We start from the raw sequence: 15,647 nt of genomic DNA, 5'->3' as shown, positions 1-15,647 counted from the left end.
CCTCTTATACTGTCATTGTTACTTCCGAGCAAATATTGATGATTCCCTCGGACCTAAGTGATGCGAATTATTATCTTTCACTATTTAAATAAAAACGGGGCTTTCTATGCGTGAAAACCAGGTAAAAGTATACGGCTACAGATGGGTGATTCTTGGTCTATACGCGTTAATTACTGCGATTATCCAGATCCAATGGCTGACTTTTGCGCCGATTGCCAGAGAGGCTAAAGTATTTTACGATGTATCAAGCCTTCAGATAGATCTTCTCTCGCTAATATTCATGGGAGTATTCGTGTTAATGGCAATCCCCGCTTCTTATATCATAGATACTTACGGAATTCGGATCGGAGTAGGAGTGGGCGCGGCCCTTACCGGAATTTTCTCCTTAAGCAAAGGAGTATATGCAGATAATTTCAGCATAGTCATCGCATCTCAGATCGGTTTAGCGATTGCACAACCCTTCATATTAAACGCGGTCACAAAAGTAAGCGTACAATGGTTCCCGATTACGGAAAGAGCAACTGCAGTGGCGATCGGAACCTTGGCGCAATTTGTAGGTATTATTTTAGTAATGGCAATCACTCCTAGAATGTTGGGAGAAATAAATCCGAATCCTCAGGAGATCCCAGGTATACTTTTGAATTACGGAATGATAGCTTTGGTAGGAGCGATATTGTTTTTAGCATTTTTCAAGGAGAAGCCTCCTACGGCTCCGGATAGGGCAAATCTGCAGGATTCCAAATTTAAAGTATTCGAAGGTTTAAAACATATCTTAAGCCAAAAAGATATGAGAAAATCCCTTCTCCTATTCCTGATCGGTTTAGGAATATTTAATGCAGTCAGCACTTGTATAGATCAGATCTGCGAAACAAAACAACTGAACATGACTCAATCGGGAGAAATAGCCGGAATGATGCTTATGTCCGGAATTATCGCAGGCATTTTTGTTCCGTTAATTTCCGATAAAGTAGGCAAAAGGCAGCCCTTCCTTGTGATCTCTATGGCCGGATTTTTACCCGGAATGTTATTATTTTCCTTAGCCAATGATTACACCTTAGTGTTAACCGGAGCATTTTTAATCGGATTTTTTTTACTTGGGATCGGAGCGCCGATCGGATTCCAATACTGTGCGGAGATCACTTCTCCCGCTCCTGAATCTTCTTCGCAAGGGCTTTTACTCTGGATCGGTCAGATTTCAGGGATCTTCTTTATTTTAGGGCTGAACTTTTTAGGAATCGATCTATTCTTAAAAATATTCATAGGTCTTGGTGTGTTGAACCTAGCTTTGTCTTTTTTATTAAAAGAATCTCCTTTGATGTTAGGAGCAAAAATACAAGAGAATTCTCTCTCCAGAAAATAAACAAAAAAAGGTCCGTCGGAATTTCTCCGACGGACAGTTTAAGGTTTGCTATTCAATGGATCAAGTCGTCATTTAGATACGATCCGCTTTAAAGAATTTCGTTCCAAAAATTTTCGATAGTCTGCTACGCAGGCTTCAAGAGTCTACGAAGCAGTCTTTTATAATTTTTAGCGTTACGTCTTCCTCTAATCTGATCGGCGATCATATTCCAAATCAAAGAACCAGGAAGCCTAGGTTCTTTTCCTTCTCCCATCCTTCTGAACTGAAGACGGATCGCGGACATCTTAGAAAGTGAATTTAATGCAGGATTGGAAAGTTTCGGTATTTCAACGGAAACATTTTCTATTTTCCCGGAAAGTAATCCTTTTACGAACGTAGGATGGAATGCAAAAGGTGCTGCGATCCCTACTAGGTCCGCTTCTTTTGAAAGCACAGCTTCTTCCATTATCGATCTGCTTCTGAAACCACCTGTAACTAATAGCGGGGTCTTAGTGATCTCTTTCGCTTTTTTGGCAAATTCCAAGAAGTACGCTTCTCTTTTGTTTGTGCCAGTTCCTTGCATTGCAGGCGACTCATAATTCCCTCCGGAAATTTCCAGAAGATCCAAACCGATCGGCTCCAGCATTCTGATAACTTGGATGGAGTCTTCTTCCTGAAAACCCCCTCCTTGGAAGTCTGCGGAATTCAGTTTAACTCCGATTCCGAAATCGGATCGAACCGAAGATTTGATACCTTTTAATACTTCCAAAAGGAATCTGGCCCGATTCTCCAAAGAGCCGCCCCATTCATCTTTTCTAATATTACTGATAGGAGAAAGGAACTGATTCAATAAATATCCGTGAGCCGAATGGACTTCTACTCCGTTAAATCCCGCTTTTTCGGCTAGGACAGCGGCATCTACGAACTTTTGGATGAGGATTTCGATCTCTTCTCCTCTTAAGGCTCTGGGTACACCGAAAACTTTAGAGAACATTCTTCCCGGTATATGTACTTTTACGGGAGAAGGAGCGACGGGTGTTTCCGTAATAAAACCGAATGTTTGTCTGCCGGGATGATTGATCTGCATCCAAATTTTGGAACCGCCGGATTGTCCGATCTCCGCCCATCGTTTGATAGCAGAAAGATCCATATCTTTTCTTAAGATCACGTTGCCTGGACCGGTAAGTCCATTCACGTCCACCATTACGTTTCCGGTAAGAAGAAGTCCCGCACCTGATTGGGACCATCTTTCATAAAGTTTGAATAATTTTGGGCTAGGTAGAAATTCCTTATCCGAAAGACCTTCTTCCATAGAAGCCTTTACAATTCTGTTTTTGAGTATTTGGCCATTGGGAAGTTTCAGTTCGGAGGATATTCCTTCCTTAGATAATGCCTGGATCATAAAATTCTCACTCAAGTTATTTCCTACCATTCGGTATTTATTGGACGGACCCGGTCAATTAAAATTCCTACCGGTTGGTATTTATTTTTAGGAAATTTGGAGAATTCGTTTGACGAGCGAAGGAAAAATACGGAAACAGAGGGCAGGAATGAAACTGAGCAAAGCAAAACCTGGCTGGAAAAAAATGCCGGAGGAAGTCCGAAAGGAATCCATCCTTCAGGCGGCTATGCACTGTTTCTTTAGTAAGGGTTTCGAAAGGACCTCCGTTCAGGATATTGCGGATGCGGCAGGATTGACCAAAGGTGGGATCTATTTCCATTTCGAGAGCAAAGAGGAGATCAGAGACACTCTGATCCAAAATTTTCTATCTTGGGAAAGATTCGGGTTCGAAGATCCGGAAGTAATGGCCCTCCCTCCCCACCTCAGGCTGGTGGAATACTTAGAAAGACTCGCGAATCGTTTGGCGGTAGAAGGGAATTGTAGTCCACGTTTATTTGCGGAAGCCACCGCTTGCGGAGCGATGGAAAAAGAAATATTAAGTTTTTATGATTCTTTGGAAAAACTTTTCGCTAAGACAATTAGGGAATCACAGGAAATCGGCAAGATCCGAGTCGATCTTTCTCCCGAACTTTCTGCCAGGACATTACTTGCTCTTTTTGACGGACTACAGATCCAATCCGATATTTCCAATAAGAGGGCTCTGCAAACCGTAGGTAGAGAAATCCTGAAAGTATTCTTTAAATCTATGTTATTTCTTCCTCAGGAAAACTGCGAAATTTAAGGTTCGTTTTGAATCGAGGTCTTTCGAAAGGTTCAAACCTTGATCGGAAGATAAATGCTGACAAGTAAGAATGCTAAAGAGATCAAGATAGCCATCAGCGGTCTGATGATCCGATAGAATTTCCAAAGTCTTAATCTGAATTTTTGATTCTTCATCTCTATTTATTAGATAACAAATGAAGAATGCAGGACGGTCAATTTTCGGATTTTTTTTAGAGTCCCTCAAGTAAGGGATCTATACTCAAGGATTAGATTATTTTAATTCTTTATGTCTTTTTTTGATCCAGAGTCCGTAGATGATCCCGACGATAAATCCGGATACGATCACTATGATTAGAATTGGGTCCATACACTTCCCAGATTTATTTTGGATCTAGGTTTTGCAAGAGCTTACTTGGATTTGCTTGTGATGGAAGTGATTTGCAGGGAAACTCCTGCAACTTTTAAGTAAGTCCAATCAGTTGCTAAAGTAGGGGAAATATTTGTAGTCCCGATGGAACCTCCATCTCCAACAACTACCATTCTATTCAATTTAGTGCTGTAAGTTGCAGACATCCAGTCTTGATAAGGACTTGTGGTCCCACAGGCATCCAATGTATTTACTGTTGTCCAAGAAGTTCCTTGATTGGAAGAGTATGCCCATTTACAAGAATTTCCGAAACTATATATGTTTCCGGTCTCGTCACTTGCAAATCCATTAGGTCGATTATTTGCTCCAAAGCCAATGGCAACTGATGCAGGCCATACCCCACTCACGCTCATTCTAGAACTTACTGCAATGGAATCGGACTCTCTCATTCCAAAAACCAAAAGTGAATTTGCTCTAGATACAAAGAACTGGAATGAATATTGATCATATACTAAAGTATTAGGCGGAGCATATGTCAAAGATTCCAAAGCATTACCACCTCCGAATGGAGGGAAACCAGGCATATCGGAAGTAGAAGTACTCGGATTATATTCTAAGATTGCTGAATAAGACCCACCTTCTTGCGGGCAGTACAATGTATTATTATGAAACATCACTAAACATGATCCATTCGCTGTTCCATGTTCCGTTTCGGGGATGTCTTCCATTGCAGTCCAAGTTTTTCCATTCGTACTTTGGATCATATACAATTGGTCCGCACTACTATCGGAACCGAACTTAGGACCTGCCGCTATAAATTTTTTTACTCCACCTACCTTACCGTAAGAAATAGATCGTAGAGGTAAGTTTCCTTGAGATGGATAGCCACTATTATTCGGGCAGGGGATCCTCGTCCAAGTAGCACCGTCAGGACTGGTCCAAAGCCCGCAATTATTAGTCCGAGAGTCGAACTTTCCGGAAAGTGTTCCTACTGCCACAAACAATCCATTGCCGTACGTTACCGAGTATAAATTTCCCCCGGAACAATCCGGAAAAACGGAAGCGCTTGCAGTCCATTGGACTCCATCTTCACTTGCCCATAAGGAACAAAAAAGTCCTACTGCTAAAAACTCAGGACCGATATCGGATGTAGGTGAAAGCTGCTCGGATAATGTCAGGTCCAAGGAAAGGCCCACTAAGGACTGAGAAGCGTCTATATTCACTTCCTTTGCTTGGTTGCAATATAAGATCTGTAAGATACTGAGTAAGAGAACGAACCTTTTCATGTCTTGGGCCTTTTACTTAATAACAAATTGCCTAGAGATCTTTCCCTTCTTTTTTTGGGATATGGATCGTTCGATTATGTCGAATTTTTTAGGCTTTGTGTCAGATAGTTTAGGGTTCCAACTTATAATCAGGCTCGAGAATGCGAGGACAATGGCTGAATATTGTCCCTAAATAATGCCTTGCTAAGGAATGAAATAGCCATTCTCCCGCTGTATTTTGTACCTCTGCTGAGCCCACCTCTGAAAAACCTTTTTTCTGAAAAAGAGAATCGAGGCTCCAATCTTCTTCCCCAGGAATGACCTGCACTTTTAACATAGCATAGAAGGAACCTGAATCAGGATCGAATCTAAATACTAGAGATCTACCACCCAACGGATTTCGAATGGAAAAGGTCGCCCAATTTGCCTTGGGCCCGGATCCTACCGACTTTAAATCGTATAATTCGTACTGTAAATCTTTCTCATCTCCGAAAAATTCATGAAAAGCGGAACGGAATGCCTCTCCGAATTCTAATTGGGTCGGGAAATAAGAATCTTCCGAAGGATCCATAGAACTGATTCTTAGAAAGACGGAAACACCATCAAGTTTTTAGAGAAATAGATCCCTGGAAAAAAAAGGAGATAGTAGTTATTTTTGAAGATCTGACCGAAATAAAAAACATGAGCCGGAAAAAGATCCAAACTCATTTTTTGCGATTTTTTTCCCTGTTTATATGGACCGGAATTTTTATCTTATCCGGCTCGATCTTATCCAAGGATCTTTCCGGAATTTATAAAGAATCCGTGGTCCAAGATTTCGAAACAGAGATCTTCGGAGAAGATAACGTAAAAGCAAAACTAGGTCCTGATTTTAGTCCTGAAGTAAGGATCTCAACCGTGTTTAGGACTCCCGAAAGGGAATCCGAAAAATCTTTGTATGTGGAACTCAGCGCGGAAAAAAACCAATCTTTCCAGATCTTATTCAAGAAGGCATGGTCCTCTCAAGAATTCGTAAAAGAGTTCAAGTTCCATGTGTATGCAAACGACGGCGGAGGTTCTCTTTTTATTTTAGTCAGGGATTCCAGTTTGGATCAGAAAAAGATCCTGCTTACACACTTTAATTTTTCAGGTTGGAAGGTCCTTACTTTGGACATCACACGTAAAGTAAGGCAAGATGATCTTGTTACTCATAAAAATTCGGAGCTTGTATTTTTAGGATTTTTATACGAGGCTCCCTTTGAAAGAAAAAGAGGAACACGAGAAGTTTTCGTGATAGATGATATTTTAGCTAAGACAAGACCTAAATACCTTTTGTTCCCCGGCGAAAAAGCTTTGGTAAAATAATAGATCCCCCTCCGAAGCCCGCGGGTTAAATTTTAGAATTATCTAATATAGATCCGCAAGTCCCAAATCTTTTCTAGCCGGGTAAGAATTTCTTCTTCTTTCAAAATACTCCCAGTCCTGATTTTTCCAGGATTCTCGCAAATTCCGGTCCTCTTCTTTTAAAAAAGTTTCCGTAGAGATCGGTTGATTCGGTTGTAAAAATTCGGAAAGTGGGGGAAGAGGATTCTCTTTATATAAAATACATAATTTCTCCGCAAGCCTATATGTCCCGAGTAATCTTCCCAATTGGCTGTACCCTGCGATATGAGGAGTAAAGATCGAATTTTCCAAATCCACCATTTGTTCCGCAATTTTTCCTTTAGGAGGCTCCGGAGAAAACACATCCATCACTTTGTATAGGTCTTTTCTGTCCAAAATAGTTTGGAAGGTTTTCTCGGACAAGACTTCTCCTCTACTCGTGTTTAGAAGAAGTGTACCTTCTTTCAATTTGGAAACTTTATCTTTATCCAGCAAGTTCACAGTTGGATAAGGACCATCGAAAGTAAGAGGAACATGAAGACTAACTATTTGGCATTTTAATATCTCATCTATAGGTTGGGAACGATCCTTAATGAATGGATCGTTATAGATATGGGGGACTCTCTTTTCTTCTAAAATTTTTGCGAACTTCTTCCCTGTATTTCCGAAGCCGATGATACCTACATTTTTCTTTCTCAATTTTTCTTCCGAAAAAAAATGAAGTAGTGAGACCCAACAATATTCCGCAACGGAACCCGCGTTACTTCCCGGAGAATTGATGAAGACACGGGATTCTTTTTTCAGATCCGAAAAATTCACATGGTCCGTTCCGGAACTCACTGTCGCAAAAATTTTGACACTAGGGAACTTGAGGCAAGTTTCTCGATTTACCTTGAGCCTAGTGTTTGCGATCAAAATTGTAGGTTTAAATATTTCGATCTCTTCCGGAGATTTGGCAGGATACGATCTTATATCTAAGTTCCGGAAATAGGAGAAAATTTCCGAAGCACCAACGGTTCCTTCCGGATAAAAAAGAATAGGAAGAGACATGAAGGAATCATTTAAAAAAGGACCTGAATCGCCAATTTATTTTCCGTAAAAACTCTTGCCTTCTCGCACCCGATCAATAGCTTCAATGCTTTCCAACCGGTAAATATTTCAAATGTTAGAACGTTTAAAAGAAATCCCCCCCAAAATCTGGCTTTTTGCCTCTGGTTTTTTATTCCTTATCGTATTGATCGTATTCCTTCTCTGGGAACCCGGTTCAGTGGGTAGAGACTTCGGCTTTGACGGAGACGATTCTCCAGGTTTTACTGTGACCCAAAACGAGAACGGAGAATGGATCATCAATCCGGAGATCATGGCGACCTCTCGCGAATTGTATAAGGACGGAGAATGGTTAAGTTATGATGAGATCTTAAAATACGCCGCGAATGGAGAATTAGATCTGGTATCTTCTCTTTGGGAATTGAGAAGAAAATGTCCTACAGATTATACTCCGGAACAATGTAATGAAATAGTAAAAGCGTTTATCTTGGAACAATATCCGGGAGCGGATGGAGAAAGACTCGTCGGTTTGTTCAGAAAGTATCTTTCCTATGAGATCGTCTTAAGAGAGTTCGAGCAGCCTCGGGGAAAAAGCCAGGAAGAAATTTACGAAATCATAAAGAAAAAAAGAAGAGAGATCTTTTCCGACCAGGATGCAAAATTGATCTTCGGATTGGAAGAAGCGGAAAAGGATTTCCAATTCGGATATGACCAATTTTTAAACGAGGTCAAAAATCTTCCGGGAGACAAAAAACTTGCGAGATACGAAGAATATCGTAAGAGCGTTTACGGAAATTATTATAATACAATCAACAAAAGAGAGCCTAAGTTCAATAAATACGAAACCGAACTTTATTTTAAAGAAGCTGACCTCAACAAATTATCCGCCGCGGAAAAAGATCCTCAAGTGCGTGCAATTCGGGAAAAATATTTCGGAAAGGACGGAGCAGATCGGATTGAAAAAGTCCTAAAAGAAATTGAAACGGAAAAGAAGAAGGAAGAGCAAACCGCTCAAGAAGAACAAGCCTGGATAAAATCTCATCCAACAGCGAGACCGGAAGAGAAGGAAAAGGCCCTGAACGAGATCAGAGTTAAGATCCTAGGCCAAGAAGAAGCAGAGGCTTACGCGAGAAGAAAAGCCTTGGAAGAAGACCAACGACGATTGCAAGGTAAATGATCCGGTTTTCCAGAAATCCGATCCGCCCCTTTTTGTGCCTGATCGGGATTGCGTCCGGAATTCTTTTCGGAATGGAGCCCTTCGAGTTTTTTCCCGCAGGAGGGCTCTCGGCGTTCTGCACCTATATTCTATTTTTGGAATTAAGAAAATGGGAACTTAAGTCGGCGATCTTCTGGCTTTTGGGTCTTTCCCAGATCATTAATTTGATCGTATTTTATTGGATCCCATCCTCTATTTCCGCAATTTCTGGAGCGGGTGCTATAGTTTCTTGGACATTGTTTTTAGTGTATGGGATCTTCTCCCATTGCAAACTGATCGTTTTTTATTTGGGATGGAATTTTAGTTTATTCTTATATAATAAACACATTAACTCCCCGGACAAGACTACACTATTCGGCTGGGCGATTTTTCCTGTTTGGGGAGTTTTATCCGATCTAGCCATTCCTCAACTGTTTCCTTGGTACTGGGGAAATTTAGCGGAAGGGAATCTATCTTTTTCCCAAATCGCATCTTGGACAGGTATATTCGGAGTGGGATTTTTTCTACTCTTAGGAAGTTCTTCCTTAACATTGTTTAGGAACAATTCTTTAAAACAGTACGGGATCGTAGGCATTCTCATTTTTGGAATTGTTTGGACCTTGGGAAGTTTTCGACTCTATTCCGCTCCGGATTATAGTGTTCCGAATTCCACTCCTGCGATCGAGAACGATGTCCTAAAACTTTCGGGAGTCTTAATACAACCGAATACATCGCCGGGCAAAAGGGAACTGGCCGAAAATCCTGAATTCGTAGGACAGACAATCAGTACTAGCCTAGAGTTAGGCCTTCGCTCTTCTTTGGGAACCTCTCCTCCTCCCGATCTTTTATTTTTGCCGGAGTCCGCAGTCCCGTTTCATGGAACCATACCGAACGAAAATTCGGTACAAGGAGTATATTCGTCCACATTCCACGGGGCCCTAATGTATCTAACGTACAAAACCGGCGCCGATATTTTATACAATGAGCTGAATCGATTCCCGGAAGGTTTAAAAAACCAGGTTACACTTCTTTCGTCTTCCAATGGAGAAGTGATCCGTTATGACAAACGAAGATTACTCGCTTTCGGGGAATATATTCCTTTCGAATCGACGTTTCCATTTTTAAGAAAGCTGTTTAAGGAAACATCCTTTTATATCACAGGAGGAGATCCTAGACCATTGATCGGAAATCGCTCCTTAAAAAGAGAAAGAGTTCCCTCCTTTCCAACGGAAGAAGAAACTCCTTTGATCCAAAATCCCGATCATTTCCGTCCAATTTTAACAGGCTCCGGCAAAGTGGAGAAAGTTTCCTACCAGATCCTACCTTTGATCTGTTACGAAGCGATGTTTTCTTATCTTGTCAGAGACTCCCTAAAATTCGCATCCAAGGATACATTTACGTTTTTTGTAAATCCGACAAATGATTCCTGGTTCTCTTCCGAGGTAGAAGCTTGGCAACATGGAGGAGCTGTCCGATTTAGAGCGATAGAATTCGGACTTACTCTGGTGCGTCCAGCGGTCACAGGAATTTCATTCGCAGTGGATCCGTATGGCAGAAGTTTAAACCATCCGACCAGATACGGAGAAAAGGATACAAGGTCCTTTTTACTTCCCGCAACAAAATTGAAAGAAGGTGGAAATACCTTCTATTCGGAATGGGGAAATCTTCCATTTTATCTATATACTATTTTATTATTCACGTTATTCTTCTTTGTCGGAAAGAAGGTATCTTTCAAAATTAGCGGTTAACTTCCAGGGGGATCATTGTTAGAACACACATTCTGCCATCTCCCCGGAATCGACGTGATCGAAGAAGGAAAACTCTGGGACCAAGGAATTCTTTATTGGGAACAATTCAGAGAAATACTTAAAGAAAAAGTAAAGTCCCCTTCAGACATGCATTCCAGATTACTTTTGGACTCTCTGGATTTTTCCAGAAAGGAAATGGACAGAAAGAACTGGGACTATTTTTTCTTTGCCCTACCCAACCAACAAAAATGGAGATTATTCCCGATTATTCGAGATAATCTTCTCTACTTGGACATTGAAACCTCCGGATTAGGCAGTGGGGATTTTGTTACCGTTGTGGGGACCTACGACGGTAACAATTTCAAAACATATTTACGAGGAAGGAATATGGATGATTTTCCGGAAGAACTTTCTTCGTCCCAGGTTTTTGTGACTTATAACGGAGCTGCATTCGATGTCCCTTTTTTAGAAAAAGAATTCGGAAGAAAATTTAGGAACCGCCATTTGGATATAATGTACATCCTTCGCAGCCTCGGGATCAAAGGTGGTCTGAAAGGATGTGAAAAAGCTTTAGGGATCAAAAGAGATCTTCCTTACGAAGTAAACGGTGCGGATGCAGTACGATTATGGTGGCAGTATGTTCAGTACGACGACCAAGACGCGTTAGACCTTCTTTTGAAATATAATAGAGAAGATGTGATCAATCTGGAACTTTTGTTTATCAAGGCTTACAACTTGAAGATCAAAGAAACACGCTTTTTCGGAGAAGTGATCCCCGAGGTTTGAGACACAAAGGCTAAGAGAGACATAGAGATGGTTCACACAGAGGCACTAAGACACGGAGTATAGTTAAGAGTAATTTATTGAAGAACCTCTCTGTGCGAAAAAACACTGCGACTCCTCTAACTCTGTGACTCTTGACCAGCAATCCAGCGGTATGTCTCGTAAGGCGGTTCGGTTTCTATAATTTCCACCCAGCCCTTATCTATAAACTTACGGACCATAGAATGTAAGATCGCCATCGCAGTATTATAATATCCTGAATTAGCCACCTTCTCTCCCATCGCTTCTAAAGTTAAAGCGGAAAGATCGTATTCTTTCTCCTTAAGTCTGCGGATCACACCTCTTTCCAAGATCTGTAACGTTTTATGTAGAAGTTTAATTGCCTTTTGAGGGGACTGCGGTTCCGGTCCATGGGCCGGCAATAACCTGCGAATGCTCATCTTAGAGATCCTCTCTAAAGAACGATAGTATTCTTCCAGATTCCCGTCTATCTCCGCGTAAATAGAGGAGATATTTTGTAAGACCAAATCTCCTGTGAAAAATATATTCTCTTCCAGGATATAAGGAGTGAGGTGCCAAAGATTATGACCCGGAGTATGTAGGAATCCGATATCTCTCCCGCCTGCATGGATCACGTCCCCTTCGACTAATTCTATATCGAATTTTAAGATAGGATCGATACGAGTTCCTCTGCTTAATGTATTTCTTAAGTTTAGGTTCCCTTCTTCTATCCTTGCTAGTTCTCTTTTACGATCTTCCGGAACCCTATGTCCTTTGTAGACCAATCGTTTGGATGCTCTGTTGAACATTTCCACATGTTCCAGATAATTTCCGATACCTGAGGCCATTCCTTTCATTGCGTATAATTTCGCGTCCGTATAATAACGGATCGTGAGAACCGCGCTGAGATGATCCAAATGATTATGAGTATAGAAGATATGTTTGATTTTATTCAGACTGAGCCCGATCTTTCTGAGAGCTCTTTGGAGCATCCCCAAATTGGCAAGATAGCCTGAATCTATAAGTGCAGGTTCGCCATCCGGAAGAATATAAATATTATTGGGCGCATAAAACGGTTGAGGGATCTCCGTTTTAAAAATTCCGTCTCCAATCTCCTTTACATCCGGAATTGAGTCATAGTGATGGATTTTCAAACTCGAATTCTCCCCTAACTAAATCGATTAGTTTAGTCCGTCTTCTAGGAAAATAATCGACTCCTTTCTCTGCAAGCTTCTAAATTTCCTTTTCGGATGTACTCGGAAAGAATTCGAATAGAGTCCAAATTCTCTTTTGCTTCTTCTTTCAATATTCGTTTGATATGTTTTGTTTCGAAAGAAGACAGTTTTCCGTCGAAGGAACACGCGATACATAATAATCTTAAGCAAGCTTTCCTTTCTTCTTTAGATAATTGGGAGACCAAACTTCCGAATGTATCCAGATCATCCAATGATCCGTTCTGAGAATTCAAACCGAATCCTTTGTGCATTTTGATCAGCATATATTCCAAGTTGGGATGAAATCTTTGTGTGAATACGACCGAATTCCCGACTGCAGCCAAAAATGCGACCTTTGCTTCTTTACTGAGTCTATCCGTATTCTTTAATATTTCGTCCGTAACTTCTTTTGCTATGATTCGAGAGAGTAGCCTAATCCTGAGTTCTTTTAAGATTAGATACATGACTACTCCGTCCCAGATCGCAGTGATAGGGGCCGCAATATAGTCCGCGTAGACTCTCAGAGAGTTTCTTGCTAAAATTTTTCTGAGTACGATCTTTGCGATCAGGTTGGAAAGTAATACCTTCGTCTTATAAAAGAACGTTCTTATAAGTAAACTTCTTTTGTCCGTGAGTCGTAACGGATCTATTCCTAATAGTTTTAGATCCGGGTCCGGGATTTCCAGGGCCATTCTGGAAAGTAAATTTGCGTTTCCGGTAACAAGATCCGGATCTTCTTCCAGTGGGATCCCGGAAAGTTTTGTGAGTTTATATGCGGCCCATAATCCTAATTTATAGAGTAGATAAAATTCTATTATGGTCCCGATGGCAAGCGCTGCTCCGGCATAACTCCACTTTTCTATAAACTCGGGAGAGAATGTTTCGGGAGACTCCGGAAAAAGTTTCTCCACTAAGATAATAAAATAAGTGGTCCAAAATCCGATCTGCAATCCCAAGAAGGAAGCCCAGTAAATAATCCGAGTACTTTTAGGAAAGAAGTCGGGACTTGGTCCCAGTGTTCTTTCCTCTTCTTTTTCTCCATTGACATAATTCCGGAGAACTTGGATGCCCCATTTTTCTAAAACACCCGGTTTATAATCGGAATAAGATTCGGCCCTTACATTCATCAGAAGGACGATCGAAAACCAAAATTAGAGCTACGTCAACTCAATGGCGGAACCTTTAGGAGGGTTTTCCGGTCTTATGGACCAACAGGTCGAGTTTTCGTTCCCAAGATTTCATTCTTGACCATGATTTTCCGAAGATAGATATTAGAATTATGGCGTTCTCCAAAACTTATATTTCCAAAATGTTCCCTGTATTAGTCGGCCTAATCGCCACGGTCGCAGTGCTCGTATCTTGTAATACGGGCGATACGAATAAAGTAGATCTTACGGTTACCGGAACAGACGGTTCCACATTCCCAATCCAGGGAGAGATCGATAAGGACAAAACATCCAATTGTGGAACAGCAACTCCTTATTCCAGTTCCGGCAGCGGAACGACAACCGGAACTACTACAAGCACAGGTTCCACTACGAACTTATTCACGATCAACTCCAGGATGTATTTTACTACGGGAGCATTCGTAACCTTGAAATTCGTTTATGATGCGACCCAAAACCAAGGAACAGTGGACGCTCAACAAGGTTTCTCTTTCTCCGGTCTTCCTGCTTTGGGAGTAGCGCCTGTGGTAGCAAACTACGGAAAAATTTTCTGGGGAGGAAGCGGAGTGCCTGTGGATACGGGAACTTCCAGCACCCAGGCTCTTTCCTATCTGACGGTTACTTTGGACCTAGTCGGTAATAAAGTAACAACCGGATCCGCAGGTCTTGCTTTGACTCAATGTTATACTACGGACTTTATCAATTGTACCTCTGCGACTTCTTCCAGTATGTGTTATACCCAAGACGGTTTAAAATGTTATAATACGAATACCGCAAGCGGTCCTACCGTTTCTATCAAAGGTGATATTAACTGTACAAGTAACGCTATCCCGTCCGGTTCATCTTCCACTACCGGTCAGTAATCGAAAGTTAAACGTAAGATAAAAAAAGCCGCAGACCAATGCGGCTTTTTTTGAGAAAGTTAAGAAGAACGATATCTGCTTCTTTCTGAAAGATTACACTTCCATCAATTTGCGGAATTGTTCTTCAACCAAAGCGCCTTCGCTGGACTCGGGATAGGATTTTAAGAAGTTTAACAGGCCTTCGACATCGGCAACAAATTCTTCATTTAAACTTTTTCGAATATTATATCTATTCAATAAGGATAGAATGACCAGATCGTCGTCCGAATTCCTTTCCTCCTTAGCAAACAAGGAATGAGCCAGTTTTTTGTCGTTTTTGTCCGCAATTTCCAATAGTTTTAGGATCGGATAAGTATATAAACCGTTTCGAAAATCTTTTAAAGGGATTTTTCCGGTTTGATCTCCGGCTTGGAAATAATCGATCGCATCATCCTGTTTTTGGAACAAAGAACCTAAGCGGATCCCGAACTCGTGTAGTTTTTTTCTGGTCTTCTTGGGAACTTCCGCCAATATCCCCGCCGCTTCCGATACCGCTCCGAATAAGGATGCGGTCTTTCCATAAACTACTTTATTATAGATATCTAATGTAATTTTGGGATTTTTTTCCCATTCCATTTGAATGAGTTCGCTTACGGAAAGATCTTTAATAACGGTTGTAAACAGATCCATAAGATCCGGAGACCCCAAACTATTGAGATGATCTATCCCGCATGCAAGAAGATAATCTCCGGCCAAGATAGAAGTTTTGTTCCCGAATTTGGAAGGAACACTAGGCATTCCCCTTCTGGTCTGGGCCTCGTCCACCACGTCGTCATGAAGAAGGCTCGCAGCATGGATAAGCTCCGCAATCGCACCCACATCGGAATATTTTTCTCCCTTATAGCCCAGGATCTTACAAAGGCAATAATGTAGAATAGGTCGGATCCTCTTTCCTCCGGAACGGATCGTATATTCTTTAATCTCGGCCAGAATTCGTAGATCTTCGTCTATGATATCTTTTAGTTTTTTATCGAACTTACGGACTAAGAGATCCTTCAATCCTTTTGCTTTCACGCGGGTTTCCTGTTACGACAGTATTTAGAAACGAATTTTCGGCTCAAGCAGTAAAGGACGCGAGGGGAGAAGTTCGGGACC

At 41.3% G+C, this 15,647-nt stretch carries 15 protein-coding genes; 7 read left to right on the top strand and 8 right to left on the bottom strand.

Going from position 1 to position 15,647, the window contains the following annotated elements:
- Positions 1-106 precede the first annotated feature (106 nt).
- Entirely contained in the window at positions 107-1,360 is a 1,254-nt protein-coding gene (locus AB3N61_RS02985) for an MFS transporter (RefSeq protein ID WP_367898445.1), read from the top strand.
- A gap of 124 nt (positions 1,361-1,484) precedes the next feature.
- On the opposite strand, the gene AB3N61_RS02980 is transcribed toward AB3N61_RS02985, so the two are convergent.
- The gene (locus AB3N61_RS02980; protein ID WP_020768564.1) at positions 1,485-2,756 is read right to left on the bottom strand and encodes an NADH:flavin oxidoreductase/NADH oxidase family protein; all 1,272 of its coding nucleotides are present in this window, start codon (positions 2,754-2,756) and stop codon (positions 1,485-1,487) included.
- A 133-nt stretch (positions 2,757-2,889) separates the two neighbouring features.
- On the opposite strand from AB3N61_RS02980, the gene AB3N61_RS02975 reads away from it, so the two are divergent.
- Positions 2,890-3,522: a TetR/AcrR family transcriptional regulator gene (locus tag AB3N61_RS02975; RefSeq protein ID WP_020768654.1), complete on the top strand. Its 633-nt coding sequence runs from the start codon at positions 2,890-2,892 to the stop codon at positions 3,520-3,522.
- A gap of 32 nt (positions 3,523-3,554) precedes the next feature.
- On the opposite strand, the gene AB3N61_RS02970 is transcribed toward AB3N61_RS02975, so the two are convergent.
- The 3 genes from AB3N61_RS02970 to AB3N61_RS02960 all read right to left on the bottom strand — a co-directional run bounded on the left by AB3N61_RS02970 (position 3,555) and on the right by AB3N61_RS02960 (position 5,706).
- Positions 3,555-3,677 carry a hypothetical protein gene (locus tag AB3N61_RS02970; RefSeq protein ID WP_255349068.1) on the bottom strand — a complete coding sequence of 41 codons (123 nt, stop codon included), beginning with the start codon at positions 3,675-3,677 and terminating at the stop codon, positions 3,555-3,557.
- Positions 3,678-3,911: 234 nt separating this feature from the next.
- Positions 3,912-5,156, bottom strand: coding sequence for a hypothetical protein (locus AB3N61_RS02965; protein ID WP_367898444.1), 1,245 nt, complete (start codon positions 5,154-5,156; stop codon positions 3,912-3,914).
- A 109-nt stretch (positions 5,157-5,265) separates the two neighbouring features.
- A complete protein-coding gene (locus AB3N61_RS02960; protein WP_020768643.1) occupies positions 5,266-5,706 on the bottom strand; it encodes a hypothetical protein in 441 nt (146 codons plus the stop codon).
- A gap of 110 nt (positions 5,707-5,816) precedes the next feature.
- Here AB3N61_RS02960 and AB3N61_RS02955 point away from each other — a divergent pair, with 110 nt between their 5' ends.
- Positions 5,817-6,479, top strand: coding sequence for a flagellar assembly protein FlaA (locus AB3N61_RS02955; RefSeq protein WP_412758385.1), 663 nt, complete (start codon positions 5,817-5,819; stop codon positions 6,477-6,479).
- Between the two features lie 42 nt (positions 6,480-6,521).
- Here AB3N61_RS02955 and AB3N61_RS02950 read toward each other — a convergent pair whose 3' ends face one another.
- The gene (locus AB3N61_RS02950; RefSeq protein ID WP_367898443.1) at positions 6,522-7,547 is read right to left on the bottom strand and encodes an NAD(P)-dependent oxidoreductase; all 1,026 of its coding nucleotides are present in this window, start codon (positions 7,545-7,547) and stop codon (positions 6,522-6,524) included.
- Between the two features lie 112 nt (positions 7,548-7,659).
- Between AB3N61_RS02950 and AB3N61_RS02945 the strand changes: the two genes are divergently transcribed.
- Genes AB3N61_RS02945 through AB3N61_RS02935 form a run of 3 tightly spaced genes read left to right on the top strand, consistent with a single transcriptional unit; the run spans position 7,660 to position 11,273 of the window.
- Positions 7,660-8,721, top strand: a complete 1,062-nt coding sequence (locus AB3N61_RS02945; protein WP_020768637.1) for a lipase secretion chaperone — start codon at positions 7,660-7,662, stop codon at positions 8,719-8,721.
- Positions 8,718-10,487, top strand: a complete 1,770-nt coding sequence (locus AB3N61_RS02940) for an apolipoprotein N-acyltransferase (RefSeq protein ID WP_367898442.1) — start codon at positions 8,718-8,720, stop codon at positions 10,485-10,487. The genes AB3N61_RS02945 and AB3N61_RS02940 overlap by 4 nt, the downstream gene beginning before the upstream one ends.
- A gap of 15 nt (positions 10,488-10,502) precedes the next feature.
- The gene (locus tag AB3N61_RS02935; protein ID WP_036088933.1) at positions 10,503-11,273 is read left to right on the top strand and encodes a ribonuclease H-like domain-containing protein; all 771 of its coding nucleotides are present in this window, start codon (positions 10,503-10,505) and stop codon (positions 11,271-11,273) included.
- Between the two features lie 116 nt (positions 11,274-11,389).
- Here the strand turns inward: AB3N61_RS02935 and AB3N61_RS02930 are convergent, their stop codons facing one another.
- Both AB3N61_RS02930 and AB3N61_RS02925 read right to left on the bottom strand, forming a co-directional pair.
- On the bottom strand, positions 11,390-12,424 hold the full coding sequence (locus AB3N61_RS02930) for an MBL fold metallo-hydrolase (protein ID WP_367898441.1): 1,035 nt from the start codon (positions 12,422-12,424) through the stop codon (positions 11,390-11,392).
- Positions 12,425-12,468: 44 nt separating this feature from the next.
- Entirely contained in the window at positions 12,469-13,611 is a 1,143-nt protein-coding gene (locus AB3N61_RS02925) for an LBF_2804 family protein (RefSeq protein ID WP_367898440.1), read from the bottom strand.
- 152 nt (positions 13,612-13,763) lie between these two features.
- On the opposite strand from AB3N61_RS02925, the gene AB3N61_RS02920 reads away from it, so the two are divergent.
- Positions 13,764-14,513, top strand: a complete 750-nt coding sequence (locus AB3N61_RS02920; protein ID WP_020768565.1) for an LIC10920 family plasminogen-binding lipoprotein — start codon at positions 13,764-13,766, stop codon at positions 14,511-14,513.
- Between the two features lie 93 nt (positions 14,514-14,606).
- On the opposite strand, the gene AB3N61_RS02915 is transcribed toward AB3N61_RS02920, so the two are convergent.
- The gene (locus tag AB3N61_RS02915) at positions 14,607-15,566 is read right to left on the bottom strand and encodes a polyprenyl synthetase family protein (protein WP_367898439.1); all 960 of its coding nucleotides are present in this window, start codon (positions 15,564-15,566) and stop codon (positions 14,607-14,609) included.
- Positions 15,567-15,647 lie beyond the last annotated feature (81 nt).

The organism is Leptospira sp. WS58.C1, assembly GCF_040833995.1.
Taxonomy (GTDB): domain Bacteria; phylum Spirochaetota; class Leptospiria; order Leptospirales; family Leptospiraceae; genus Leptospira_B; species Leptospira_B cinconiae.
This window is presented reverse-complemented; position numbering and strand designations above follow the sequence as displayed.